This is a genomic window from Halorubrum wangae (assembly GCF_051194135.1).
In the GTDB taxonomy this organism is placed as follows: domain Archaea; phylum Halobacteriota; class Halobacteria; order Halobacteriales; family Haloferacaceae; genus Halorubrum.
This window is the reverse complement of record NZ_JBLZNH010000002.1, coordinates 258,978-283,303: the sequence shown is the minus strand read 5'-3', so window position 1 is coordinate 283,303 and position 24,326 is coordinate 258,978. Positions and strand designations below refer to the sequence as shown.

Annotated in this window: 26 protein-coding genes; 22 read left to right on the top strand and 4 right to left on the bottom strand. The window is 68.4% G+C overall.

Annotated elements, in window-relative coordinates; translation table 11 throughout:
- Positions 1–10 precede the first annotated feature (10 nt).
- The 8 genes from ACNS84_RS06600 (at position 11) to ACNS84_RS06565 (ending at position 5,798) form a co-directional block, all read left to right on the top strand.
- Positions 11–376, top strand: a complete 366-nt coding sequence (locus ACNS84_RS06600; RefSeq protein ID WP_435074057.1) for a HesB/IscA family protein — start codon at positions 11–13, stop codon at positions 374–376.
- A 115-nt stretch (positions 377–491) separates the two neighbouring features.
- Positions 492–737 carry a DUF5816 domain-containing protein gene (locus ACNS84_RS06595; protein ID WP_435074056.1) on the top strand — a complete coding sequence of 82 codons (246 nt, stop codon included), beginning with the start codon at positions 492–494 and terminating at the stop codon, positions 735–737.
- Between the two features lie 155 nt (positions 738–892).
- A complete protein-coding gene (locus tag ACNS84_RS06590; protein ID WP_435074055.1) occupies positions 893–1,231 on the top strand; it encodes a DUF7116 family protein in 339 nt (112 codons plus the stop codon).
- A 59-nt stretch (positions 1,232–1,290) separates the two neighbouring features.
- A complete protein-coding gene (locus tag ACNS84_RS06585) occupies positions 1,291–1,491 on the top strand; it encodes a dodecin (RefSeq protein ID WP_435074054.1) in 201 nt (66 codons plus the stop codon).
- A 131-nt stretch (positions 1,492–1,622) separates the two neighbouring features.
- Positions 1,623–2,936: an alanyl-tRNA editing protein gene (locus tag ACNS84_RS06580; RefSeq protein ID WP_435074053.1), complete on the top strand. Its 1,314-nt coding sequence runs from the start codon at positions 1,623–1,625 to the stop codon at positions 2,934–2,936.
- Entirely contained in the window at positions 2,933–3,937 is a 1,005-nt protein-coding gene (locus ACNS84_RS06575; RefSeq protein WP_435074052.1) for an AIR synthase family protein, read from the top strand. The genes ACNS84_RS06580 and ACNS84_RS06575 overlap by 4 nt, the downstream gene beginning before the upstream one ends.
- An 83-nt stretch (positions 3,938–4,020) precedes the next feature.
- Positions 4,021–5,211, top strand: a complete 1,191-nt coding sequence (locus ACNS84_RS06570; protein WP_435074051.1) for an acyl-CoA dehydrogenase family protein — start codon at positions 4,021–4,023, stop codon at positions 5,209–5,211.
- The gene (locus ACNS84_RS06565; RefSeq protein WP_435074050.1) at positions 5,208–5,798 is read left to right on the top strand and encodes an HAD family hydrolase; all 591 of its coding nucleotides are present in this window, start codon (positions 5,208–5,210) and stop codon (positions 5,796–5,798) included. The genes ACNS84_RS06570 and ACNS84_RS06565 overlap by 4 nt, the downstream gene beginning before the upstream one ends.
- Before the next feature lie 15 nt (positions 5,799–5,813).
- On the opposite strand, the gene ACNS84_RS06560 is transcribed toward ACNS84_RS06565, so the two are convergent.
- A complete protein-coding gene (locus ACNS84_RS06560) occupies positions 5,814–6,215 on the bottom strand; it encodes a DUF5822 domain-containing protein (protein WP_435074049.1) in 402 nt (133 codons plus the stop codon).
- Between the two features lie 116 nt (positions 6,216–6,331).
- Here ACNS84_RS06560 and panB point away from each other — a divergent pair, with 116 nt between their 5' ends.
- The 5 genes from panB to ACNS84_RS06535 all read left to right on the top strand — a co-directional run bounded on the left by panB (position 6,332) and on the right by ACNS84_RS06535 (position 12,856).
- The gene (gene panB, locus ACNS84_RS06555) at positions 6,332–7,138 is read left to right on the top strand and encodes a 3-methyl-2-oxobutanoate hydroxymethyltransferase (RefSeq protein WP_435074048.1); all 807 of its coding nucleotides are present in this window, start codon (positions 6,332–6,334) and stop codon (positions 7,136–7,138) included.
- Between the two features lie 89 nt (positions 7,139–7,227).
- A complete protein-coding gene (locus ACNS84_RS06550; RefSeq protein WP_435074047.1) occupies positions 7,228–9,279 on the top strand; it encodes a DUF460 domain-containing protein in 2,052 nt (683 codons plus the stop codon).
- A gap of 66 nt (positions 9,280–9,345) precedes the next feature.
- Positions 9,346–10,518: a poly-gamma-glutamate biosynthesis protein PgsC/CapC gene (locus tag ACNS84_RS06545; protein ID WP_435074046.1), complete on the top strand. Its 1,173-nt coding sequence runs from the start codon at positions 9,346–9,348 to the stop codon at positions 10,516–10,518.
- Positions 10,518–11,726: a Mur ligase gene (locus ACNS84_RS06540; protein ID WP_435074045.1), complete on the top strand. Its 1,209-nt coding sequence runs from the start codon at positions 10,518–10,520 to the stop codon at positions 11,724–11,726. The genes ACNS84_RS06545 and ACNS84_RS06540 overlap by 1 nt, the downstream gene beginning before the upstream one ends.
- Before the next feature lie 143 nt (positions 11,727–11,869).
- Entirely contained in the window at positions 11,870–12,856 is a 987-nt protein-coding gene (locus ACNS84_RS06535) for a tyrosine--tRNA ligase (protein WP_435074044.1), read from the top strand.
- Positions 12,857–12,860: 4 nt separating this feature from the next.
- On the opposite strand, the gene ACNS84_RS06530 is transcribed toward ACNS84_RS06535, so the two are convergent.
- A complete protein-coding gene (locus ACNS84_RS06530) occupies positions 12,861–13,622 on the bottom strand; it encodes a DUF91 domain-containing protein (RefSeq protein WP_435074043.1) in 762 nt (253 codons plus the stop codon).
- A 129-nt stretch (positions 13,623–13,751) separates the two neighbouring features.
- Here ACNS84_RS06530 and ACNS84_RS06525 point away from each other — a divergent pair, with 129 nt between their 5' ends.
- Positions 13,752–15,101, top strand: a complete 1,350-nt coding sequence (locus ACNS84_RS06525; protein ID WP_435074042.1) for a putative ATP-dependent zinc protease — start codon at positions 13,752–13,754, stop codon at positions 15,099–15,101.
- On the opposite strand, the gene ACNS84_RS06520 is transcribed toward ACNS84_RS06525, so the two are convergent.
- Positions 15,102–17,444, bottom strand: a complete 2,343-nt coding sequence (locus ACNS84_RS06520; RefSeq protein ID WP_435074041.1) for a DEAD/DEAH box helicase — start codon at positions 17,442–17,444, stop codon at positions 15,102–15,104.
- A gap of 190 nt (positions 17,445–17,634) precedes the next feature.
- Between ACNS84_RS06520 and ACNS84_RS06515 the strand changes: the two genes are divergently transcribed.
- From ACNS84_RS06515 to ACNS84_RS06480, 8 genes are all read left to right on the top strand, one after another.
- Positions 17,635–17,997, top strand: coding sequence for a TRAM domain-containing protein (locus tag ACNS84_RS06515; RefSeq protein WP_435074040.1), 363 nt, complete (start codon positions 17,635–17,637; stop codon positions 17,995–17,997).
- Positions 17,998–18,089: 92 nt separating this feature from the next.
- The gene (locus tag ACNS84_RS06510) at positions 18,090–20,192 is read left to right on the top strand and encodes a minichromosome maintenance protein MCM (RefSeq protein WP_435074039.1); all 2,103 of its coding nucleotides are present in this window, start codon (positions 18,090–18,092) and stop codon (positions 20,190–20,192) included.
- Between the two features lie 2 nt (positions 20,193–20,194).
- Positions 20,195–20,521: a DUF7854 family protein gene (locus ACNS84_RS06505; protein ID WP_435074038.1), complete on the top strand. Its 327-nt coding sequence runs from the start codon at positions 20,195–20,197 to the stop codon at positions 20,519–20,521.
- A gap of 39 nt (positions 20,522–20,560) precedes the next feature.
- Positions 20,561–20,899: a DUF7855 family protein gene (locus ACNS84_RS06500; protein ID WP_435074037.1), complete on the top strand. Its 339-nt coding sequence runs from the start codon at positions 20,561–20,563 to the stop codon at positions 20,897–20,899.
- A complete protein-coding gene (locus tag ACNS84_RS06495) occupies positions 20,896–21,657 on the top strand; it encodes a DUF7856 family protein (RefSeq protein WP_435074036.1) in 762 nt (253 codons plus the stop codon). The genes ACNS84_RS06500 and ACNS84_RS06495 overlap by 4 nt, the downstream gene beginning before the upstream one ends.
- Positions 21,658–21,709: 52 nt before the next feature.
- Positions 21,710–22,513: a DUF7857 domain-containing protein gene (locus ACNS84_RS06490; protein WP_435074035.1), complete on the top strand. Its 804-nt coding sequence runs from the start codon at positions 21,710–21,712 to the stop codon at positions 22,511–22,513.
- Positions 22,510–23,160, top strand: a complete 651-nt coding sequence (locus ACNS84_RS06485; protein ID WP_435074034.1) for a P-loop NTPase — start codon at positions 22,510–22,512, stop codon at positions 23,158–23,160. The genes ACNS84_RS06490 and ACNS84_RS06485 overlap by 4 nt, the downstream gene beginning before the upstream one ends.
- Positions 23,161–23,220: 60 nt before the next feature.
- Positions 23,221–23,904, top strand: coding sequence for a M48 family metalloprotease (locus ACNS84_RS06480; protein WP_435074033.1), 684 nt, complete (start codon positions 23,221–23,223; stop codon positions 23,902–23,904).
- Positions 23,905–23,920: 16 nt separating this feature from the next.
- Here ACNS84_RS06480 and ACNS84_RS06475 read toward each other — a convergent pair whose 3' ends face one another.
- Complete coding sequence (locus ACNS84_RS06475; protein WP_435074032.1) at positions 23,921–24,220, bottom strand: HalOD1 output domain-containing protein; 300 nt, start codon at positions 24,218–24,220, stop codon at positions 23,921–23,923.
- Positions 24,221–24,326 lie beyond the last annotated feature (106 nt).

Genomic DNA, 24,326 nt, shown 5'->3' with positions numbered 1-24,326 from the left:
ACACAGTAGCATGAGCACCGAAACGGTCGATACTGGGAGCGACCCGGCGATCGAGGTAACCCCCGACGCCGCGACAGAGGCCCTCTCCCTGCTGGAGGGGGAGGGGCTCGACATCGAAGAGGCCGGCCTCCGGCTGTTCGTCCAGCAGGGCGGCTGCGCGGGTCTCTCGTACGGAATGCGATTCGACACGGAGCCAGAGGAGGACGACCTCGTCGTCGAGCACCACGGGCTTCGCGTGTTCGTCGATCCCGCGAGCCGGAACTACATCGGCGGGAGCAAACTCGACTACGAGCACGGCTTACAGGCGGCCGGCTTCGAGGTCGAGAACCCGAACGTCGTCTCCGAATGCGGCTGCGGCGAGTCGTTCCGGACGTAGCTGGAGTCCGCCGGTCACCCCGAGAGTTCGAACGATATTCCTTCTGAGGCTCCGCCATCCGAACCGCTGACCGTCGAGTGGCGCTTTTAACCGGATCCGCGCGGTAGTATCGACCATGAGTCTCGACGCTTCGACGACGGCCGACGGCGAGCGGGTGTACACCGACCGGACGATGGTCGAACGGGGCGCCGAGGGCCCGTTTTACGTCGTGTTCGCCGACGCGGACGGGTCATCCCGGTGGGGGTTCCGCTGCGGGAACTGCGACTCGTTCGACACCGCGATGGACACGATGGGGCGAATACAGTGCACGAACTGCGGTAACCTCCGAAAGCCCGACGAGTGGGACGCCGCCCACGAGTGACCGGCGGACGGGGCGTTCGTCCCGTGAATCGGGGTCCGAAATTCGAGAGCGCCACCGTAGCGAGAACCGGTGTGAGCGCCTCACGACGGAACGAGTAACCGGATCGGCGGAATCGTGAGAAACTTTATCACGGATGGAGATCAACGTTGAGGTAGATGGCCACTGCGAGCATCCCACCGACGACGGAGGCCAGAGACGTTTTTCGCGAACTCGGGTACACCGTTTCCGAGGGCGGACAGGAGTTCGTCGCGGAACGGAAGTGGCGACGTGTGCTCGTGACGGTGCTTTGCATGGAGAACGACGAGTTGGATCCGTATCTGGCCGACGGCGGCAACACGCCACGGCTTCGCTGTTTCGTCACGTGGCGCAACCGGGCCGGCGACCTTCGCGACCGCCTCGTCTCGAAAAAACCCCCATACGATTGGGCGGTCATCGGCATCGATAGCGATGGGGAGGACTTCGCGGTGATGGAAGGCGCGCCGGGAAGCCCCTGACGACGACCCCTCACTCGCCCACCCGTTTTATATGATCGTGTGTGCAATTAGCGTGTGACATGGTTTTTAAGAAAATCACGCTGATCGGAACGAGCGAGGAGAGCTTCGACGACGCCGCCGACGCCGCGATCGATCGGGCCGAAGACACGCTCGAGAACGTCTACTGGGCGGAGGTACAGGAGTTCGGCGTGGAGCTCCAGAGCACGGCCGACCGGGAGTACCAGGCCGAGGTCGAGGTCGCGTTCGAACTGTCCGACTGAGCTCGGATCGATCGGGAGATCGATCGCGAGGCGGTCGGGGCGGCACGCGAGCGACGTCGCCGCCGCGTCGCTCGATCTCACCGGTCGGCGAGGCGAACACCTATTTATTCGACCGCGACCATATCCCGCCAATGACTGCGTCACGCGCGCCGGCGGAGCCCGAGGTCAGGGAGTTCGAGGCCACGGTGGAATCGGTCGACGGCCGCGAAGTCGTGTTACGCGAGACGTTCTTCTACGCCGAGTCCGGCGGACAGCCGGCGGACCGGGGAACGATCGACGGCGCCCTCGTCGAGGACGTGACCGAGCGCGACGGGCAGGTCGTTCACGTCCTCGAGCGCGCGCCGTCTTACTCGTCCGGTGACCGCGTCTCGGCGGTCGTCGACGACGCGTTCCGGACGTACTGCACACGGGCGCACACCGCCTCGCACGTCCTCTACGGCGCCGCTCGCCGGACCTGCGAGGACCTCGGCTACGCCGGCTTCGACATCTCGCCCGAGAAGGTGCGCGTCGACCTGACGACGGCGGAGCCGCTGGACGACGATGACCTCGTCGAACTGGAGCGGCTCGCCAACCGGGCCGTGTGGGACTCGCTGCCCGTCTCGTGGGAGACGCTCCCCGAGGAGGAGGCGCGCGCGGTCGACGGTATCGCGTTCAACACGAAGACCGAGGAGGGGGCGATGAGCGGGAGCGAGGCGGTCCGCGTCGTGACGATCGCCGGGGGCGGGAGGAACGGTGTCGACGCCTCAGACGATGCGAGCCTGGCGGAAGCGGTCGGCGCGGCGCCGGCCTGGGACGTCGCGGCCTGCGGCGGCACCCACGTCCGAAACACGAGCGAGATCGGACCGATATCGGTGCTCGACCGCTCGAACCCGGGCGAGGGAGTCACTCGCGTCGAGTTCGCGGTCGGGCCGACCGCGATCGATCGGAACGCCGCGGTGCACGCGGCCGCGCTCGACGCCGCGACGAGCCTCGACGCGCGGATCGGCGACCTCCCCGAGGCAGTCAGTCGCCTCCGCGAGGAGGTCGATCGACTGGAGGGTTCGCTCGACGAGGCCCGGACGGAGCTGCTGGAGGCTCGACTCGCCGAGTTTCGGACGACGGTGGTCGACGGGACGACGTGGGCGGTGGGCACCGTCGGCGATGCCGACCCGAACGATCTCCGGGGCCCGGCAGAAGCGCTCCTCGGCGGCAGCGGCGCGAGCGACGACGATGCGGTCGGCGACGCCCCGGACGCGGTCGCGGCCGTCGGCGAGGGCGACGCGCCGTTCGTGGTCGTGGCAGTCGCGGACGGGGTCGCGGGTGCGGACGGCCTCGACGCCGGCGCCGTCGTGAGCGCGGTCACGGACGAGTTCGGCGGTGGCGGCGGCGGCGGCCCGACGTTCGCGCAGGGCGGCGGACTCGACGCCGATCCCGACGCCGTGGTCGCGTGGCTGCGGGACCGATGACCGGCAAGCTCGGTCCCGAGGCGCTCGCGGCGGTCCTCGCGGCGACCGGGGCCGACGACGCCGCCGTTGACGTGGGGGCCGCCTACGGCGAGGACGCGGCCGCGATCGATCTCTCCGGCACGGAGTCGACCCTCGTCGTCGCCGCAGACCCGTTGTCGCTGGCGGCCGACGCCGTGGGCGAGTTAGCGGTCCACGTCGCCTGCAACGACGTGGCGGCGAGCGGCGCGGACCCCCGGTGGCTCACGCACACGCTCTTCCTCCCCGACGACGACCCGGCCCGACTGCGGACCGTCGCGGGGCAGGTGGACGCGACGGCGGAGGCGTTGGGCGTCGCGGTCGTCGGCGGCCACACGGAGGTGTTGCCGACGCTGGAGCGTCCGCTCTGCTCGATGACCGCGCTCGGGACCACGGACCGGTTCGTGTCGAGCGGAGGCGCCGCGCCGGGCGACCAACTCCTCCTCACGAAGGGCGCCGGAATCGAGGCGACCGCGATCCTCGCGACGGACTTCCGCGACAAGTGCGCCGGGGCGGGAGTGTCGGCCGAAACGCTCGACGCCGCCGCCGGGTTCCTCGACGAGGTGAGCGTCGTCCCCGACGCGGCCGCCGTGCGCGACGCCGCGAGCGCCATGCACGACCCGACCGAGGGCGGCCTGCTGACCGCGCTCGTCGAGACCGCGAGCGCGAGCGAGACGGTCCTCGCGGTCGAGCGCGACCGGGTTCCGGTTCGACCCGAGACGCGGGCCTGCTGCGACGCGCTCGGCGTCGACCCGCTGGCGACGTTCGGCTCCGGGGCGCTGCTGGCGGCGGTTCCCCCCGAGCGCGTCGGCGAGGCGACCGACGCGCTGGACGCGGCCGGGATCGGTGCGGGCGTGATCGGCGAGGTACGCGCAGCGGACGAGTGCAACGGCGATGCCGGCGGCAAGGCGGGAAGCGTCCTCCTCGACGGCGATCGGATCGAGGAGCCGCCCCGAGACGAACTCTACCCGTTCTGGGAGCAGTGAGCGTCGGGGTGGTTGGAGCGGTGCCGCGCCGAAGACCCACCCCGATCGCTCACCTTTTTCCGTGTGAGATCGAACGCGAAGTCATGACTGGCGCACGCGTCGGCTCGGCGCTCACGGACGAAGAGGCGGCGATCCGGGAGCTTGTCCGGGAGTTCGCGGTCAAGGAGCTTCGACCCGGAGCCGGCGAGGCCGACGAGACGGAGTCGTTCCCGGAGGACGCGTGGGACGGGCTGGCCGAGCTCGGGCTGACGGGGCTCACGGTCCCCGAGGCGTATGGCGGCTTCGACGCCGACGAGACGACCTACGCGGTCGTCAACGAGGAGCTGGCGTACGGCCACCTCGCGGTCGCGACCGCGCTGTCCGTCCACTGTCTCGCCACGTCTTGTATCACCGAGTTCGGGACGGAGGCCCAGCGCGAGCGCTGGCTCCCAGAGATGGCGGCCGCGGGGCGACCAGTCGGGATGTTCTGCCTCTCCGAGCCGCACGCCGGCTCGAACCCGGCCGAGATGTCGACGACGGCCACCTACGACCCCGACACCGACGAGTACGTGTTGAACGGCGAGAAGCAGTGGATCACGAACGGGAAGCGGGGCGGAGTAGCCATCGTCTTCGCGAAGGTCGACGGCGGCGGGGACGAGGCGAGCAACGGCGACGACGGTCGCGGGTCGATCACGCAGTTCCTCGTGCCGGCCGACACCGAGGGGTTCGAAGTCGGGAAGAAGGAGGAGAAGCTGGGGCTCCGCGCTTCCGACACGACCGGGATCAGCTTCGACGGTTGCCGGATTCCGGCGGAGAACCGACTCACCGAGGAAGGAAGGGGGCTCTCGGCCGCCCTCCGGACGCTGACCGGCGGCCGGATCGGCATCGCGGCGCAGGCGGTCGGGGTCGCGCAGGCCGCGCTCGACGAGGCAACCTCATACGCCGCCGAGCGCGAGCAGTTCGGGGCGCCGATCGCCGAGATCCAGACGATTCGCCACAAGTTCGCGGAGATGGCGACGGACGTCTCCGCGGCTCGCCTCCTCGTCCGCGAGGCGTGCCGACAGGCCGAGGCGGGTGAGGACAACCGCGTCGCGGCCTCGAAGGCGAAGTACCGCGCCAGCGAGGCGGCGATGTCGGTGACCAACGAGGCCGTCCAGATACACGGCGGCTACGGCTACACGACCGACTTCGACGTGGAGCGGCTCTACCGCGACGCGAAGATCACTGAGATATACGAAGGGACGACGGAGATCCAGAAGACGATCATCGCACGGGGGGTGTTGGGCGGCCAATGAGTGACCCCGAACCGGACGCGTTCACGGGCGACCTCGCGGCGTACGACGCCATCGTCTACGACCTCGACGGGACCCTCGTCGAGCTCGCGGTCGACTGGGGGGCGGTGGCGTCTTCGGTGCTCGACGTGTACGCCGAACACGGCATCAAGCCGCCGACCGACGAGCTCTGGGGACTACTGGAGGCCGCCGACGAGTACGGAGTCGGCGAGCCGGTCGAGGAGGCGATCGCACTCCACGAGCGGACGGGCGCACGCGACTCGACGCTGCTTCCGCTCGGGAGACGGCTGATCGAGCCGAACGGCGAGCGGGCGAGCACGCCGCCGGCCGGCGTCTGCTCGCTCAACTGCGAGGAGGCGTGCCGGATCGCCGTCGAGACGCACGGGCTCGGCGACGCGCTCGAGTCAGACGCGATCGTCGGCCGCGACACCGTGGGGACGCACAAACCGGAGCCGGAGTCGCTGCTCGCGGCGATCGATCGCCTCGGTGCGGCGCCAGACCGCGCGCTCTTCGTCGGCGACTCGCGGCGCGACGCGGTGGCGGCGGAGCGCGCCGGCGTGGCGTACGCGTGGGTGTCGGATCTGGTATAGCCGGGCGACGCGGAGCTACGTGGACCGATTCGCCGAGTCGTCCCCGACCGCGCTCTCCTCGGCGGTCGCGGTGTCGCTGTCGGCGTCGTCCGGACGAGCCTCATCGCCTTCGAGAGCGTCGCGTCCGGCCTCTCCGTCGTCACCGTTCACCCGGTCGCCGGTCTCGGCGCCGTCGATGCCGCCGTCGCCGGCGTCGGTGCGGCGCGCGTAGAGCGCGACGGCGACGGCGGTGAGGAACCAGATCGGCGCGCCGACGCGGATCGCGAAGGCGGCGCGGGCGCCCCACGAGTCGAGGGGCACGAACGCGGACAGGACCGCGACGACCGGGGCGCCGACGAGGATCGTGAGCACGAACGTCGTCTGCATCACCCAGCCGTAGTCGATTCCCTCGAACTCGGCCCGCTCGACAGGTTGCACGACCGCGTCTCGGGTGCCGAGGGGCAAATCGGTGGCGGTCGCGGCGCGGCAGGTGCCGGCGAGCCGAGTGTTCCGGATTCCGGCGATTTTAACCAGTCGCGCGGGTGTGTTGGGGTATGACCACGACGCGGGGACTGCGGGACCGCGAGACGCCGATCACGATGCTGACCGCGTACGACGCCCCGACCGCTGCGGTCGTCGACGAGGCGGGCATCGATATCATCCTCGTCGGTGACAGCATGGGCAACGCCGTCCTCGGCTACGACTCCACGCTTCCCGTCACGCTCGACGAGGTCGAGAGCCGGACCGCGGCGGTCGCCCGCGGGAGCGAGGACGCCCTCGTCGTCGCCGACATGCCGTTCCTCTCGTTTGGCGTCGAGCCGGCCGAGTCCGTACGTAACGCCGGTCGACTGCTGAAGGAGGCCGACGCCGACGCGGTGAAGATCGAGAGCGGTCCGCACACCGTCGAGAGCACGCGTCGCATGACCGAGGTCGGCATTCCCGTGATGGCGCACCTCGGGTTAACTCCCCAGCACGTCAACCAACTCGGCGGGTACGCCCGACAGGGGACCGATCAGGACGCCGCCGAAGAGATAATCGAACTCGCGGGGGCACACGCAGAGGCCGGGGCGTTCGCGCTCGTCTTGGAACACGTCCCGGCGAACCTCGCGGGCGCCGTCACCGAGGCGCTCGACATCCCCACCATCGGGATCGGCGCGGGCCCCGACTGCGACGGGCAGGTGCTCGTGATCAACGACGCGGTCGGACTCGGCGACTGGTCGCCGCCCTTCTCCCGCCAGTTCGGCGACGTCCGGAGCGAGATGGCCGACGCTGTCGCGGCGTACCGCGAGGCCGTCGAGAGCGGGGAGTTCCCGGCCGACGAACACTCGCACGTCGAGGAGGATCTCGGCGACCTGTACTGAGACGATCCGGGAGACCGAGAGCGCCGACCGGACGAAAACCCGCCGACCCCGGCGTGGGGTATATACGCGCGAACGGCCTATTCTGTGACGTGACAACCCGGACTACCCGCGCCCGGGACCGGCCGGTGTTCGGCGTCGACGTCCAAAGTGGCGACGTTCGCGGAGACGACCCCTCGTACGCCCTCGTCATTTTAGACCCCGTCGACGAGGACGATCCGGACGCCCCCGACATGGACGGCCCGGTGGCGCGGGTGACCCGCGACGTGGTGTCGTTTCGGAAGCTCTGCCGGCTGATCGACGACCGCGAGCCGCTGTACGTCGCCACCGACAACGCCTACGAGCTGGCGGCGAACAAGAATGAGCTGGTGGGCTTTCTCCGGTCGTTACCCGACGGCACCCGGCTCGTGCAGGTGACAGGCGCGGAGCGCCCAGAGCCGCTCTCGCGGGTCGCCTCCCGGCACGGGATCCCGTACGGGAAAGAGCCGATGAAGGAGGCGGAGGCGTCGGCGCGACTGGCCGCGGCCAACGTCGGCCACGAGGTGACCGCGTTTACCGACGAGACGCGCGTGAAGGTGTCTCGCGGGCGGTCGACGGGGAAGGGTGGCTGGAGTCAGGATCGCTACACCCGACGCATCCACGGGAACGTCCGGAAGCGGACGCGACAGGTGCAGTCGAAGCTGAACGAGTCAAATCTCTCCTTCGAGCGCGACGTGACCGAGAAGTACGGCGGCTACGCGAACGCGACGTTCACGGTCGAGGCGCGTCCGGAGGACATCCCCGTGTCGAACTCGCGGGCCGGCGACGTCCGCGTCGAGGTCGAGCGCGAGCGACGCGACGGGATCGAGTACGAGCCGCTCGTGCAGCGACGCGACCGAGTGATCGTCGGGATCGACCCGGGGACGACGACAGGGGCGGCCGTCGTCGGCCTCGACGGGACCGTCCACGCGCTCTACTCCTCGCGGACCGCGGACACCGCCGACGTGACCGAGTGGATCATCGAGCAGGGCCGCCCGATCATCGTCGCCGCCGACGTGGAGCCGATGCCGGAGACCGTCGAGAAGTTCCGGCGCTCGTTCGACGCCGCCGGGTGGCGGCCGACCACCGACCTCCCCGTCGACGAGAAGCTCCACCGGACTCGCGACGCGGGCTACGACAACGACCACGAGCGAGACGCGCTGGCGGCGGCGCTGTACGCCTACGACGACCACGAGGACCAGTTCGACCGGATTGCGGCGAAGGTCCCGCCCCGGCTCGACCGGGAGGCCGTCATCGCGGGCGTCGTCGCCGGCGGCGCTTCGGTGGAGGCCGTTATCACGGAGCTCAGCGAGGACGACGGCGGCGAGAGCGGCGGCGTCGAGGACGACGCGGACGAGGCGGACCCCACTGAGCCCGAGCGAACCGAGGAGGAGGAGACGATCCGTCGGCTCCGCGAGCGCGTCGAGCGGCTGGAGTCGCACGCCGACTCGCTGGAGGCCGACGTCACCGAGCGCGACGAGCGCATCGCGGAACTGGAGAGCGAACTGGAGGAGGCGAAGCGCGAGGAGCGCATCGAGGCGCGCACCCGGCGGGCCGTCTCGCGGCTCGAACGCGAGACGGATCGGTTGGAGCGCGAGCGCGACGAGGCGCAGGAGGCCGTCGCGGAGCTGGAGACCAAAGTGGAGACGCTGAAGGAGCTGTGGCGGCTCGACCACTCCAACTTCGACGACGTGGCCGCGGATCAGGGACTCGTCAGCGTGAAGACGGTCGAACAGTTCACGCTCGACGCACTGGAGACCGCTGACGAGGCGTACGGGCTGGTCGCCGGCGACGTTGTGTACCTCCGCGACGCTTCGGGCGCGGGGCGCCGGACCGCCGAGCGGTTGGCCGAGACGGAGCCTCGGACGGTGATCCGCGACGGAAACCTCTCTGACGTCGCGGATCAGGTCCTCTTCGATCACGACGTGCCGGTCGTCCCCGCCAACGCGGTCCCCGTCCGCGAGGTCGACGAACTGGCGGTCGCGGACGAAGCGAAGCTGGAGGCCGCACTCGACGACTGGGAACGGCGGGCCGAGCGGCGCCGGAAGGCGGAGAAACAGGAGCACCTCGATCGGATCATCTCTGAGCACCGGGCGGGGCGGACGCTGCCCGACACCGAGGAGTGAGCGGGGCCGTCCTGCTTAAACAGTCAGCGTTTATGTGCATGGGCGGGAAGATAACGTTCAATTACCGTGATTATTGCATCGCTACTGTCGGCGTTGGGGTTCTTTCTGACGGCGACAGTGACGCAGACGAAGGGGCTCCGGCTCGGCGGGGCGATCCTCGTGCCGACGTTGGTGGTGTACGCACTCAAAGAGTTCATCACGCTCCCGGTGTTCTTCGTGAGCGCCGCCGTTGCCTACCTACTGCTGTGGCAGGCGAAAGAGCGGACGCTGATATACGGTCGCGACGAGTTCCTCGTCGCGCTCGCCGCGGGGGCGGTCGTTCCCATCGTCGGCTATCTCGCGATCGTCGCCGTCGTGCCGGGATTCTTCGACGTCAATCCAATCATCCTCGTCGGCAGCATCCTCCCCGGGCTCGCTGCGTATAACGTCGCACAAACGAAACCGGCGTACCGGCGGCAAGACCTCGTGTACACGACGGGAATCATTTTCGGACTGTGCCTCCTCGGCGTCGCCCTCGTCGGACCCCGGACCGCCCGCCTCGTGGGGGATCTCACCCCGCTCGTGCTGTTCGCCCGAACGGCGGATGTCGCCATTATGAGGGGGGCCGTCATCGACGGCTACCTAGCGCCGAACATCGAGGTCCGGTCGATCATCGTCCTGTTCCTCGTTATCGGGATGGCCGTCTCTGAGGCGGTCCGCCGAGAGTTCGGCGTTCGCATCGGTATCGTGTCGATGGCGTTGCTGGCGCTGTTCGCGCTCGTGAGCCGCTGGCTCCTCGCGCTGTTCGTCCTCTCGTTCGCCGTCTCCCTGGTGGCCATCTGGGTGATCCACCAAAGGACGCTGCTGTACGGCCGCGTGCTCATCAGCCTCGGCTGCGCCGTCAGCACCATGGCGGCGCTCGCGTTCGTGACGCAGTTTCCGATCATCCGGGGATTGTCTGCGCTGTTCGTCGGCGTCATCGCCGGTGTCGACGCCTATGCGGTCCACGTCACACCGCCGCACGAGCGCCGCCAACAGCCGGTCCTCGCCGTCGCCGCCTTCGTGGGGATGCTCCTGCTCGTTCGGACCGTCGTCGATCCGTATCGGCGAGGCGTTCTTCAGGAGTTCACGCCGCTCGTCGCGCTCGTCGGTGTGATCGTCATCGTCGGCTGCCTCGCGGTCGCCTACCGCTGGCGGATCGAGGCGCCGGACGACGAGTCGGTGCTCTCCGCGTCCGTGCTCTCCGGAGGTGACGGATAATGTGGCCGTTCAACCGGAAAGAGGGGTTGTCGTACGGCGGGACGACGATCGATCAGCCGTCCACACTGGAGCGGGCTCAGAATCTGATCGGCCGCGGGCGAACGCATCAGGCCCATCTCGAAGATGTCGACATCCGCATCGGTGTCTCGGGGATCCGCGGGAAGTCGTCGACCGCGAAGCGGCTGGGGTCGATCCTGACGGAACGGGGGTACGACACCTACACGAAAATCACCGGGGATCATCCGACCTCGTACTACAACGGTCGAAAAATCCTGATCCAGCGTCGGGGACCGCGGGTGACGCTGTACGAGAACGTGAATCTCATCCAAGAGTTCGTGCCGCAACTCACCGCGACGGACCCGGAAAATGCCATCGTCATGGAGAATCAGGCGATCACCGAGTACACGATGCGGATGGTCAACGAACGGTATCTCAGACCCAACCTCCTCCTGTTCTGTAACGTGCGGCAGGACCACAACGACACGCTGGGGGAGACGCGACAGGAGATCGCGCGCTCGTTCGCGCGCTCAGTTCCCGAGGGGTGTCACGTCATCAGCGGCGAGCAGCACGGCGCCATTCACGATTACCTCGAAGACGAGATCGAGGCGCGCGGCGGGACCATCGAGCAGGTCGACGTACCAGAGCGGCATCGCCATCTCACCGGCGCGGAGACCGTCCACATGCTTAATCACGTCCTCGATCACATCGGTGAGTCGCGGATCGCCGATGACGAGATCCAGTCCATGCTCGATACGATTCAGCCGGAGTGGACCGACCTGCCGAAGGGGCGGGTGTTCAACGCGGCGAAGGTCAACGAGATCGAGAGCACCGAGCTCTTCCGCCGTCAGCTCGCCGGGACGGGCGACGACGCGAAGCTCGTCTGTCCGTTCGTCTTCCTGCGGCGGGACCGGCGGGGACGGACGTCCTCGTTCGTGGACTACATCGACATCCTGTTCGAACGGGGGCTCATCGACCGGGTCCACGTCGGAGGCACGTACACCGGCGTGTTCGCTCGGCGGGTCGAGGCGCCGGCGACAGAACACGACACGGATGAGACCGACGCGGAGACGGTGCTCGATCGTTTGTTCGCGACCGACCAGCCGGTGATGTTCATGGCGAACACCGTCGACCCGTTCATGCGCAAACTCGCCGACGAGGTCGAGACCCGCGAACGAGGCGGGAAGCCGATGGAACTGCCGAAGTACTGACCGTCCGGTCGTGGTTCGTCGGTTTTCGGTCACGGGGACGGATCGTCGGGCTTCATCTGCGAACGCAGGGTCGTCGGCTCCCGCTCGGGACGCGTCCGCACGCTTCCAGAAGTCATATGTCCGACAACCCCACAGTCGTGCGTATGGACGCCTACGAGCGGATCACCCGGAACGCGGCCGAGGTGGTCACCGAGGAGGAGATCGAGGCCCTGGCCGACGACCCCGACGGAAAGCGGGCGTACGTTGGCTACGAGCCTTCGGGAGTCCTCCACATCGGGCACATGCTCACCGCGAACAAACTCATCGACCTCCAGCAGACCGGGTTCGAGGTGACGGTGCTGCTCGCTGACGTGCACGCCTACCTCAACGATAAGGGATCGTTCGAGGAGATCCGCCACACCGCAGAGCGCATGCGCGACCAGTTCATCGCGTACGGGCTCGACGAGTCGAACACGCAGTTCGTGCTCGGCTCCGACTTCCAACTCGACGACGACTACACGCTGGATCTGCACGCCTTAGAGCTGGAGACGACGCTCGCTCGGGCCGAACGCGCGATGGCCGAGATCACTTCCGGCGATTCCGTGAAGGTGTCGCAGGCGGTGTACCCGTTGATGCAGGCGCTCGATATCCCGTACCTCGGCGTCGACCTCGCAGTCGGCGGGATGGAGCAGCGCAAGGTCCACATGCTCGCCCGCGACGTGCTCCCGAGCATCGACCGCGAGCCGCCGACGAGCCTCCACACGCCGCTCATCGCCGACCTTGGCACCGGTCGGGGGAAGATGTCCTCCAGCGAGGGCGTCACCATCTCGATGGAGGACTCCCGCGAGGATATCGAGTCGAAGGTGAACGACGCGTACTGCCCGCCGACCGCCGACCCGGAGCCGACCGAAGACGGCAAGTCGCGAGAGAATCCCGTCCTGCAGGTGTTCGAGTACCACGTCTTTCCGCGGTTCGAGACGGTTCGGGTCGAACGGCCGGAGGAGTACGGCGGCGACCTGGAGTACGAGACGTACGACGACCTGGAGGCCGAGTTGGAGTCCGGCGAGCTCCATCCCGCCGACGCGAAGGGCGCGCTCGCCGAGTACCTCGACCGGCTCATCGCGCCGGGGCGCGAGCAGCTCGCCGAGTAACGGGTCAGTTCGCGTCGTCTCCGGCCGGGTGTCCCTCGCCCGTGCAGCTCCCGTCGAGGCAGTCGCGGCCGGTCGCCGTTTCGAAGACCGGGAGACCGCAGTCGCACTCGTCGACGACGACGCCCGAGGGGAACGAGAACGTCGTCTCGCAGTCGGGGTCGTTCTCACAGCCGAGATAGACGCGTCCGGGCGCGGACTCGACGGTCAGCTCGCCGTCGCAGTCCGGACAGTTCCAGACGCGGTCGAATCGCTCCTTGACGGCCGCGTCCATCGGATCGCAGGCGGGATCGAGGCAGAGATGGAACGGTTCGCCGCGCTCGACGCGCACTTTCGGCAGCGCGCAGTCGTCACAGACGCCGTCAGTGACGCTCGCGCCCGCAGGGAGCCCCCACCGGCTCTCGCAGTCGAGACAGATCACGTCGCCGCGCGACCGCACGAGCGGGCCGCCGTCGGTCGGGCAGGTTCCGACCGGAATGCCAGCCTCCGTTATCGGGAGGGCACGGGCAGCGGTCGCCTCCTCGGCGACGATCCGAAGGCACCGAGATCCATCGCGGGCGGTGACGGAGAAGCCGTCGCCGTCGCGTTCGACGACGACCGAGTCGGGGCGGGTGAGCCACGCGACCGGCTGGTAGCCGTCGGCGTCGTGGACGAGCGTGGTGTCGTCCGGCTTTATCAGGACGACGACGCGCCCCCGGTGGGTCCGGGAGCGGTCGCCGCGTTCAGTCACTCGACAGTCGCCAGCGAACACGCGGAGTCGTTCGGGCATACCGCGGGGTTGTCCCGTTCTCCGGTTTAAGCGGTGACCAGCGAGAGAGGGAGCGCGGCCGGCCGAGCACGCCCGTCGGACGCCGATATTGTGTGGGTAACTTAGCAAGATCGCTTCGGTAGGCCAGCTATGAGAGAGGGCTCCGGTTCGGACTCGTCGAGAACGACCGACGCAGCGTCCCCCGTCCGGGTTGGCGTGTTGAGCTTCCACAACAGCAAAGAGACCAAAGCGATCCTCAACGCCGTCGAGGCGTTGGGACACGACCCGGTCTGGCTCCGCGAGGAGAACACCAGATCGTGGATAGCGGACGAGAACCTTCGGTTCGATCCAGACGTGGAGGTCGTCGCGAACCGACTGCTGATGACGAAGGCCGCCGAACCGCTGGACGACCTCGGCATCGCGACGAGCTACGCCGCTTCGCGTCCCGTGTTGAACCCGCCGACCGTCGTCGTCCAATCCCTTCATAAGTACGGGGCCGCGTCGAAACTCACTACGGCCGGGATCCCCGTCCCGGACGCGTACATCGCGTTCAGCCACCGGACGATCAACGAGGGGAACCGCCTCACGAGTGAGAAAGCGGTCCACAAGTCCGTGATCGGGACGAACGGGAACCGGATGTCCGTTATCGACGCGGACGACGTCGTCTCTCCGCATATCGCCCGCCGCCGGACGTTCTTACAGGAGTTCATCGACACCGGCGCCGAGCGACCGTTCGACGTCCGGGCGTACGTCGTCGGCGACCACGTCGTCGGCGCCATGAAACGGTACGCGCCGCCGAACGAGTGGCGAACGAACGTCGCCGTCGGCGGCGAGGTTGAAGACTTCACCGCCGACCTCCCCGAGGAGGCCGCGCAGCTCTCGCAGGAGGCGGCCGACGTACTCGGGCTCGACTACGCGGGCGTCGACCTGCTGTGTCGTGACGACACCTGGTACGTGCTCGAAGTGAACGTGACGGCGGGGTTCAAAGGGCTGTTCGCGGCGACGGGGATCAGCCCCGCGCCGTACATCGCCGCGCTCGCGATCGAGCGGGTCGACGGTGACGTCGACCGCGATCGCGTCGCGTCCCTCGCGACGGTTCTGGACGACTCGGTCCCGGACTGCAAGCCGTCGCTCGATCCGGAACCGGAGGGACCGATGACGATCGGTTACACCGAGCGTGTGACGGTGAGCGCGGGTCAGCGAGCGGTCGACGTGATCGCCAAGTCGGACACCGGCGCCCAACGAACGAGCATCGACTTCGACGTCGCCGCGGAGATCGGCGCCGGACCGATACTCAACACGGTCCAGGTGAAATCCGGGTCGCAGAAAAAGCGGCAAAAGCGCCCGCTCGTCGAAATAGACGTGAAGATCGGAAACCGCTGGCAGACCGTGGCCGCGAGCGTCGAGAACCGGAGTCATATGACCTATCCCGTGCTGCTCGGTCGGGACATCCTCGACGGGTACCACGTGGACGTCACGAAGCGAGAACGCGAGGAGTGACTACGCCACCCGGACCGTTCGGGCGGCCCTGACTGGCATCAGCGGCAGGTCGGGGAAGACGATCTCGACGACGAACTCGAGTTCGTCGGCGTCGGGCGGGCCGAACACGCCGACCGGGACCGTCGTCTCACCGTCGAGGTACGTCGTCCTCGCGGTCATCTCCACGTCGTTAACGGTGACCCGGATCCCCGTGCGGGCGCTCCCGGACAGAGTGGAAATCGCGACCTCGCACATCTCGTTGTCACCGACCGAGATGGCGTCGGGGAAGTCGCCCCAGTCGACGTCTATCCGGGGGCAGTCCCGCGCGGCGTCGACGATCCGCTCCGCGACGGAGCCGCTCATGCCGGCGTTTTCCAACGCTCCCACGCCGGCGTCGACGACGGCGGCGGGCGAGGTGAGTCCGGCGTCCGCGAGCCGCTCCGCGCGGCCGGAGCCGACCCCGTCGATCGCGGTGAGCGCGACCGCTTCGCGCGAGACGCCGTGCTCGACGCGCGCCTCGACGCGGCACGCGAGGTTGGCGGCGCGCGGCCCGGCGAACCGGTCGAGGAACTCCGAGAGCGCGGCGAGCAGGCGGAGCGCGTTCTGCCGGATAACCCACGCGTCCGAGCGCAGGTCCGAGGGGACCGAGTCGGCCATCCCGGCGAGCAAGATGGCGAACACCTTCCGGTGACCGTCTTCCAACTCGGTGTCGTGACCGTCGAGGATGCGGTCGATGGCGTCGGACTCGGCCGACCGGGCCGACACGGAGTCGAACTCGCCGGCCGACGCGACGGTTTCGAGGATGCGGTCGACCGTCAGCGTCTCGCGCTCGGCGAGCCGCCGGAAGCGGCGGGCCGTGTCCAGTCGGAGGTAGTACTTCGAGGCGAGCCGACCGAGTCCCGTCGGCTCGATCGAGAGGCCGTCGTCGGCCGCGACGAACCCGTCGTCGACGAGAGATTCGAGGGTGTCACGGACGCGGTCACGGAGAGTTGAGAAGTCGTACTCGTCGGGCTTCGACTCGGCGCGGACGTAGTAGAAGGTGGTCTCCAGCCACGACATCACGTCCTCCAGCCCGCGGATGGTTCCCATCGCGATCTCTGCGTTGAGGTGCGACTCCAACTCCGCGGCGAGCCGAGACTCGATCTCCTTGCCCTCGCGTAGCAGTTTGCGGTACTTGTCGGCGTCTGCGCGGTCGCACACCACCCAACCGTACCCCACGTCGTCGTACCCGGGTCGCCCGGCGCGACCGAGCATCTGGAGGACGTCGAGCGGCGAGATGTCCGTCTCCCCCTCCAGCGGGTCGTGGTACTTCGTGTCGCGGATGACGACGCAGCGCGCGGGGAGGTTCACCCCCCACGCGAGCGTCGACGTCGAGAAGAGCAGCTTGATCTTCCCCTGTTTGAACCACTCCTCGACGCGGTCGCGGTCGCCCTTCCCGAGCCCGGCGTGGTGGAAACCGACGCCGTCGGTGACGGACTGACGGAGCGTGTCGTTGGTGAGCTCTTTCGCCTCGTTGTGGAAGTCGTAGTCGCCGCGGGAGTCGATCGGGATGTCGCGGTCGGTAATCTCGTCGCGCGCCTTCTTGGCGGCCTGCACCGTGTCCTGCCGCGAGGAGACGAAGACGAGCGCCTGCCCGTCCTCGCGGACGTGCGGTTCGGCCAGGTCGAGCGCGCGGTAGAGCCGTCGGTACTTGTCGGCGAAGGCGTTGGAGCCGTGCGAGTACGTCTTCACGCCCGTCTCCAGATCGACCGGGCGGTACTCGTCGCCGAAGGCGTAGGTCGTCTCCGCCGGCGCGTCCAGCCACTCGGCGACGTCCTCGATGTTCGGCATGGTCGCCGAGAGGGCGACGACGCGGGGATCCTGCAACCGACGGAGCCGCGAGACCGTCACCTCCAGCACCGCGCCCCGCTTCTCCGAGTCGAGCAGGTGGACCTCGTCGATGACTACGCAGTCGACGTCGGCGACGAACGAATAGCGCGCGGAGTCGTGCTTTCGGGTGGCGCTGTCGGCCTTCTCAGGGGTCGTCACGAGCACGTCCGCGCGCTCGGCGCGCCGGGGGTTCAGGTCGCGCTCGCCGGAGACGACGTACACCGAGTAGCCGAGGTCCTCGAAGCGCTCCCACTCGCTCTCCTTCTCGTTGGTGAGCGCGCGGAGGGGCGCGATGAAGAGGGCGGTACCGCCCTCCGAGAGGGTCTTACAGATTGCGAGCTCGGCGAGCGCGGTCTTCCCGGAGGCTGTCGGCGCGGCGGCGACGACGTTGTGGTCGGTGCGGAAGATCCCCGGAAGCGCCTCGCGTTGCATCCGGTTGAACTCCTCGAACCCGAACGCGTCGGCGAACTCTGGCACCGCGTCCGCGACCTTCACGCCGCACCACGCTCGCGGGGGAGTCGACGGCGACCGAGCGTTGTTCGCATCACGTCGAGACGGAGGGCTCCAGCCCAAAGGCGTTTCTCATGTGGCCGGCGGGATCAGGTCGTTCGAAATCGAGTGGGACGCGCCGGCCGACGCCTGCCCGACCCCGTGCGTTTACGTGACCGCGGATCCACCAGCCGGTATGATACCGTCGGACCCGATCGTCGTGGGAGTCGGAGTCGTGATCGCCCTCGTCGTCCTGTTGGCCCTCGTCCGTCGGCTGCGGGGACCGTCGGCGGAGGCGCGCGAGTCGAAGCGCGCCCACGAGGACGCACAGGAGCGCGATCCGCCGGTCGAGATCGGCGAGACGTACGAATTCGGCATCACCGAGCTCACCGACCACCACTCCGGGGGGACGGTCGCCGTCGGCAAGGTCGAGGGGTTCGTCGTCTTCGCCGCGGACATCCCGGGCGACCTCTCGCCGGGCGACGTGATCCGCGCGAAAGTGCTCTCGTTCAACGACGGGCGCACGTCGGCCGACGCGACGTTCGTGACGAAGGCGTAACGAGGCCGGCTTTCGGTCCCGAACGAGATCCGTTTCTCCACCTCCGCTCCGAACATGAGGTTCATACGTGATGGCGACGAAGGTGATTCGTAATGGCTCAGGCCGGGAATCAGGACCTCACGGAGCGGTTCATTCAGTTCTACCGCAACTACTACCGCGAGGAGATCGGCACCCTCGCGCAGCGATACCCCAACGAACAGCGTTCGCTGTACGTCGACTACGACGATCTGTTCCAGTTCGACCGCGACCTCGCCGAGGACTTCCGCACGAAGCCGGACCAGATGCGCGAGTACGCCGAGGAGGCGTTGCGGCTCTACGACCTCCCCGCCGACGTCAGCCTCGGGCGCGCTCACGTTCGGATCGAAAATCTCCCCGAAGGCATCGACATCCGCGGCATCCGCGTCCACGACGACCACATCGGCAAACTCGTGTCAGTTAAAGGGATAATCCGCAAGGCGACCGACGTGCGGCCGAAGGTCACCGAGGCCGCCTTCGAGTGCCAGCGCTGCGGGACGATGACGTACATCCCGCAGAGCGACGGCGGCTTCCAGGAACCGCACGAGTGTCAGGGCTGCGAGCGACAGGGCCCCTTCCGCGTCAATTTCGATCAGTCGGAGTTCATCGACTCGCAGAAGCTTCGGATCCAAGAGTCGCCGGAGGGCCTCCGCGGCGGGGAGACGCCCCAGTCGCTCGACGTCGACATCGTCGACGACATCACCGGGAAGGTGAGCCCCGGCGACCACGTCACCTGCGTCGGCGTCCTCCACATCGAGCAGGTCGAGCAGGGCAACGAGAAGTCCGCCATCTTCGACCTGTACATGGACGGCGTCTCCGTCGCCATCGAGGACGAGGAGTTCGAGGACATGGACATCACCGAGGCGGACAAACGCGAGATCATCGAACTCTCTAACCGCGAAGACATCTACGACGCGATGGTCCGCTCCATCGCGCCCGCCATCTACGGCTACGAGGAGGAGAAGCTCGCGATGATCCTCCAGCTGTTCTCCGGCGTCACCAAACACCTCCCGGACGGCTCGCGAATTCGGGGGGACTTGCATATGTTGCTGATCGGCGACCCTGGTACAGGGAAAAGTCAGATGATCAGTTATATCGAGCATATTGCCCCGAGATCAGTGTATACCTCTGGGAAGGGGTCGTCTGCAGCGGGACTTACCGCGGCCGCTGTACGTGACGACTTCGGCGACGGCCAGCAGTGGTCGCTCGAAGCCGGCGCGCTCGTGCTGGCCGACAAAGGGATCGCCGCAGTGGACGAGTTAGACAAGATGGACTCTTCGGACCGCTCCGCGATGCACGAGGGGCTCGAACAGCAGCAGATCTCCGTCTCGAAAGCGGGGATCAACGCGACGCTGAAAGCGCGGTGTTCCCTCTTGGGCGCCGCGAACCCCAAGTACGGCCGGTTCGACCAGTACGAGCCGATCGGTGAACAGATCGACCTCGAACCCGCGCTCATCTCGCGGTTCGACCTGATCTTTACCGTGACGGACAAGCCGGACCCCGAACACGACTCCCGGCTGGCGAAACACATCATCAAGACGAACTACGCCGGCGAGCTCAACACGCAGCGCGAGGAGTTGGCGAGTTCGGAGTTCACCGCGGAACAGGTCGCAGAGATGACCAAGGAGGTCGCCCCGGAGATCGACGCCGAGCTGCTCCGAAAGTACATCGCCCACTCGAAACGCTCCTGTTACCCGACGATGACGGAGGAGGCGAAAACGCTGATCGAGGAGTTCTACGTCGACCTCCGGTCGAAGGGCGCCGACGAGGACGCGCCGGTGCCCGTCACCGCCCGGAAGCTGGAGGCGATGGTGCGGCTCTCGGAGGCGAGCGCACGGGTACGGCTCTCGGACACCGTCGATCGCGAGGACGCGGATCGGGCGACCGATATCGTCGAATCCTGCCTCAAGGACATCGGTGTCGACCCCGAGACGGGGCAGTTCGACGCCGACGTCGTCGAGACGGGGACCTCCAAGAGCCAACGCGACCGCATCAAGAACATCAAGGGCCTCATCGCGGACATCGAAGAGGAGTACAAGGAGGGTGCGCCCGTCGAGGAGGTGCTCGACCGTGCCGGCGAAATCGGGATGGACCCCGGAAAGGCCGAACAGGAGATCGAGAAGCTCCGGACGAAGGGCGAGGTGTACGAGCCGAAGCAGGGCCACCTGCGGACGACGTAGCGATGGACCGCATCTCAGCGATACGGAACGTCGAGGACGCCCTCCGCGCGTTCGAGGACGGCGAGGCCGACCTCGCCGACACGGAGCGGCGGGTGGCGACGGTGCTTCGGACGTACGCGACGGAGTTCGAGGGCGACGACGACGTGTTCCGTGCGGTCGGCGAGGAGCCGGTCGACGGCCGGATCGTCGTGGCCCCGTCGGCGCCGGCGGCGCGCGAACGCGTGCTCGTTCTCTCCGAAATAGATGCAAATATATCGGAAGATCTGACAACGACCGAAAACGACGCTGTCCCTGATTTTCGGGTCGAACGAGTCGGAAGTCGAGAATAGTTCGGAACCCATAAGTTCGCTCCTCGATCAGCCGCGTCCGTGCTGCTGATCGTGACGTATTCGGAGGCCGCCCGCACCGGGCTCCGAAACCTGTGTCGACGCCACGAGGAGCCGGTCGTTCGCCGATTCGGACGAGCCGCGCTGCTCGATGCGACGGAGTACGCCGCGTTCCTCGCTGTGCGGCTCCGGGAGTCCCATGGCGGGGACGTACAGATCGAGCAGACGGAGCCGTTCAACGAGTTCAGCGCGCTAGACGAGTCTGTCCGCGAGGCCGCGAGCGCGTACGCGAACCGGGACGCGACGGCGACGCCGTACGCCGCGTTCGCGGCCGGGACAGAGCACCCCGACCCCGACCGGCTGAAGGGCGAGAAGCTGTGACCACCACGGCCAAACTAGGCGCGAATCCGGTTCCGAGACCCGAAGCGGTGCTCGGCCGGGTACCGACCGAAACCAGCCTCCGGCGGGAGCTTGCGGCGGCGGCACGGTCTCGGGGGAGAGAGTCGTCGGTACGCGGCGAGTGTCGCCGGCTCCGCGACGCTATCGAGGAACTCGAGATCGACCCGGTCGACCTCGCCGCCGCTCGTCGACGGGTCGCGGCGGCGAGCGGAGAGGAGGAGCGATTGAAAGAGCGCGTCGCGGCGCTCCGAGGCGACGTTCGGGCGCGGCGGGCCGTGGAAGCGGAGACAGACGAGGCGTTGGACGACCTCGAGACCGCCGCGGCGGAGCTCTCGAACGCGCAGACTGAACGGATCGCGGCTGAGCAGGCGCTCGAGCAGGCCCGCGATCGGGCCGCCGACGCTCGTGACGAGCGCGAGCGGCGCCTCGCGCTCGAAGACCGGCTACGGAACCGTCAGCGGGAGGCCCGTCGAGAACTCGCGAGCGACCTGTATCCGGAGTTCCGTGACGCGCTTGGGGCGATCCCCAGCGGTGACCCCTCGAACGCCGGCAGTGGTCCGTCCGCGTACGACGGGCCGCCGCTCGCCGCGTCGCTCGCGGCGGTCCGAGTCGCCGACCTCGACGCGCCGGTCGTGCTCGGCGTCGAGGCCGCACACTGGCTCGCCGTTCGCGAATCGGGGTCGGTAGAGAGAGTTCTCGACGCGCCGATCGCTCGGTCGGACGTCGTCTCAAATCCGTGAGCGGCGTCGGTGCCGGGCCGATGTTTAAATCGAATTCCGAGACAGCCGGCGTATGGATCTCTCGTGGACGGTCGATCAGGCGGGCGACGTGTCGCTGGTGCGCTGTCGGGTGCACAACGACGAAGCTGTCTCCCGACGCGTCCGCATCGAGAGCCGGTTCGACGCGCCCGTCCTGCCGCCGCGGCGCGCCGGCGTACCGGAGGACGGTTGGGACCCCTCGGGAGTGACGCTGCGGGTCGACCCGGACGAGCGACGGGCGTTCGGCTTCGCCGCACCGTCCGAGCCGACCGACCCGCCGGTGACGGTCGAGAGCGTCGAGCCCGTCGACCGAGAGGAGTCCGCTCGCGGGGCGTCCGGTCCCGCCCGTGACGGCGAGCCCGTCGACCCGACGGCGGCCGACGCGCTCCGCGAACTCGGCGACCATCGGCCGCCACGGGCCGCAATCGGTGGGAGCCACGAGCCCGGTGAGCGTCGCGCGGTCGAGGGGGGCCACGAAGCCGACGACCGCCGAGACGGCGAGCGTTCGGTCAGCGGGGCCGCTGACTCGGAGGAGAGGCACCAGGACGTGGGAACTGATTCGGAGGAAGCGGAGCGGGCGGTCCCGGACGCGGTCGACGAGTGGTTCACCGCGGTCGACGCCAGGATCGGTCGAGCGGAACGGCTGACCGACGCCGGCGTCGAGACGGCGACGACGGTGGTCGCGGACGCCGGCGGCGTCGACGCGCTAGTCGACCTCGACGAGCGGGTTGCGGGGGACGCCGAACGGCTCCGAGCCGTGAGCGAGCGGGCGGCATCGCTGGCGGAGCGCGCGGCGTCGACCGACGTCCCGGTCGAGGCCTTGGAGCGACTCGCGTGATCCTCGCCGTCGCCGGAGGGAAAGGCGGCGTCGGGAAGACGACAGTTGCGTACAACCTCGCCGCCGCGCTCGACGCGGCCGTCGTCGACGCCGACCTCGGGATGGCCGACCTGCCCGGCGGCCGCGGCCCGGACCTCCACGACGTGCTCGCCGGCCGCGCGGACCCGATGGAGACGGTGCGCGCCGGACCGGTCGACGTGGTCCCGTGCGGCCGGACGCTCGCCGGCGCCCGTGCCTGCGACTTGTCGGCGCTGACAGACGCCGTGGCAGCGGTCGAGCGGGAGTACGGCGTCGTCGTCCTCGACTGTCCGGCAGGTCGGCGGGCGGACGCCGGCGTTCCCCTCGCGGTCGCGGACGCGTGCCTGCTCGTCGTCTCGCCGCGGGCGTTCGCGTTGGCCGACGCGATCCGAACGCGAGAGCTCGCCCGCGAACTCGACGCCGGACTTGTCGGCTGCGCCGTCAATCGAGTCACCGAGGAGCCGCCGACGGACGCCATCGCAGCGGCGCTCGGCGCGCCCGCGGCGGTCGTCCCCGCGGACCCGCGGGTCGGCCGCTCCGTCACCGGGGAGCGGCCGGTCGTCGACACCGCGCCGGAGAGCGCCGCCGCGAGAGCGATCGCTGAACTCGCGGGGCGAGTCCCCCGCTGAAGGTGGCGGCGGGCGTCGAACATCGGGTCGTTTTACCCGGTCGGGAGCGGACGGACCGCCATGCTCACGGTCGCGTTCCTCGTCGGTGTCGGCGTCGTCGCCTTCCTCGCGGTCGAGGTCGGCCCCCTGTACGCCGCCGACCGCTTCCGCACCCTCCGAGAGCCGACGGCCGAGGAACGGGACCGACTCGCCGCCATTCGGGATATCGCCGGCCTCGATATCGAACAGATCGCGGTCGAGGTGGACGAGACGGAGGCCGACGGGGACGACGACGCGGTCGGTTCGGTCGAAGTCAGCGTTCGCGGCCCGCCCCGCAGACGAGTTCTGTTCCTCACGGAGAGCGTTCTCACCGATCTCGACGAGGACGTCGTGGTCGGGTTGCTGGCCGCCGAAGCGGGGAGAGTCGAGACGTACTACGGGGAGTTTCGCGCGGTCGCCGTCGCGGCCGTGCTGGCAATTTTGGCGGCGATCGTGACGGTCGCAGTCCCCTTTCAGGCAGGCTTCGCCTCGCTCGTCGCCGTCGGACTCGCCGCGTTCTGGGTCGGACGGCGCGTGCAGTACGCGGCCGACGACCGCGCCGCGAACGCTGTCGGTGCGGCACTCGTCGCCGATGCGTTCGAGCGTGTCGCCGCGATCCGGGGCGTCGAGCCAGAGACGGGCGACTGGTCGACGTGGTTCGAGGTACAGCCCCCGCTGGGCGATCGGATTGCGGCGCTGCGAGAACGAGCGGAACGCGACTCCTGAACGGGTGACGTCGACGCTACTCGTCGGCCCGGACGACGGCCTCGTCCCCTTCGACGCGGACGTCGTACTCATCGATGGGGAGCGATATGGAGGCGTCGGGGTGGTCCGCGACGATTGCGTTTAACGCGTCGGGATCGACGTGGTCGTACAAAATCACGCCCGTTTCGGCGCCGAGCGCTTCTGGGTCGACGCCGGCGAGTTCGGCGATGCCCTCGACGACCGCGAGGCTCGGTGACCGGCCGTCGCGACTGTGGCTGACTCGGACCGACCGAGAGACTGAATCGGAACCGGAACTGTTGTCCGAAACGCTACTCATACAGGGAGCCACTCCGATCTGTCATATAAACACACCCGTTTGATTATCGGCATTGATATTTACCGCGAACCGACGGGTCCGCCGACCGTTCGGACGGCGATGACGC

What these genes read in the sequence shown, in the direction of transcription:
- ACNS84_RS06515 (WP_435074040.1), top strand. Translation starts at nt 17,635, where the DNA reads ATGATACCGTCGGACCCGATCGTCGTGGGAGTCGGAGTCGTGATCGCC.
- ACNS84_RS06565 (WP_435074050.1), top strand. Translation starts at nt 5,208, where the DNA reads ATGAGTGACCCCGAACCGGACGCGTTCACGGGCGACCTCGCGGCGTAC.
- ACNS84_RS06595 (WP_435074056.1), top strand. Translation starts at nt 492, where the DNA reads ATGAGTCTCGACGCTTCGACGACGGCCGACGGCGAGCGGGTGTACACC.
- panB (WP_435074048.1), top strand. Translation starts at nt 6,332, where the DNA reads ATGACCACGACGCGGGGACTGCGGGACCGCGAGACGCCGATCACGATG.
- ACNS84_RS06585 (WP_435074054.1), top strand. Translation starts at nt 1,291, where the DNA reads ATGGTTTTTAAGAAAATCACGCTGATCGGAACGAGCGAGGAGAGCTTC.
- ACNS84_RS06570 (WP_435074051.1), top strand. Translation starts at nt 4,021, where the DNA reads ATGACTGGCGCACGCGTCGGCTCGGCGCTCACGGACGAAGAGGCGGCG.
- ACNS84_RS06525 (WP_435074042.1), top strand. Translation starts at nt 13,752, where the DNA reads ATGAGAGAGGGCTCCGGTTCGGACTCGTCGAGAACGACCGACGCAGCG.
- ACNS84_RS06575 (WP_435074052.1), top strand. Translation starts at nt 2,933, where the DNA reads ATGACCGGCAAGCTCGGTCCCGAGGCGCTCGCGGCGGTCCTCGCGGCG.
- ACNS84_RS06480 (WP_435074033.1), top strand. Translation starts at nt 23,221, where the DNA reads ATGCTCACGGTCGCGTTCCTCGTCGGTGTCGGCGTCGTCGCCTTCCTC.
- ACNS84_RS06510 (WP_435074039.1), top strand. Translation starts at nt 18,090, where the DNA reads ATGGCTCAGGCCGGGAATCAGGACCTCACGGAGCGGTTCATTCAGTTC.
- ACNS84_RS06535 (WP_435074044.1), top strand. Translation starts at nt 11,870, where the DNA reads ATGGACGCCTACGAGCGGATCACCCGGAACGCGGCCGAGGTGGTCACC.
- ACNS84_RS06590 (WP_435074055.1), top strand. Translation starts at nt 893, where the DNA reads ATGGCCACTGCGAGCATCCCACCGACGACGGAGGCCAGAGACGTTTTT.
- ACNS84_RS06580 (WP_435074053.1), top strand. Translation starts at nt 1,623, where the DNA reads ATGACTGCGTCACGCGCGCCGGCGGAGCCCGAGGTCAGGGAGTTCGAG.
- ACNS84_RS06600 (WP_435074057.1), top strand. Translation starts at nt 11, where the DNA reads ATGAGCACCGAAACGGTCGATACTGGGAGCGACCCGGCGATCGAGGTA.
- ACNS84_RS06540 (WP_435074045.1), top strand. Translation starts at nt 10,518, where the DNA reads ATGTGGCCGTTCAACCGGAAAGAGGGGTTGTCGTACGGCGGGACGACG.
- ACNS84_RS06530 (WP_435074043.1), bottom strand. Translation starts at nt 13,622, where the DNA reads ATGCCCGAACGACTCCGCGTGTTCGCTGGCGACTGTCGAGTGACTGAA.
- ACNS84_RS06475 (WP_435074032.1), bottom strand. Translation starts at nt 24,220, where the DNA reads ATGAGTAGCGTTTCGGACAACAGTTCCGGTTCCGATTCAGTCTCTCGG.
- ACNS84_RS06505 (WP_435074038.1), top strand. Translation starts at nt 20,195, where the DNA reads ATGGACCGCATCTCAGCGATACGGAACGTCGAGGACGCCCTCCGCGCG.
- ACNS84_RS06490 (WP_435074035.1), top strand. Translation starts at nt 21,710, where the DNA reads ATGGATCTCTCGTGGACGGTCGATCAGGCGGGCGACGTGTCGCTGGTG.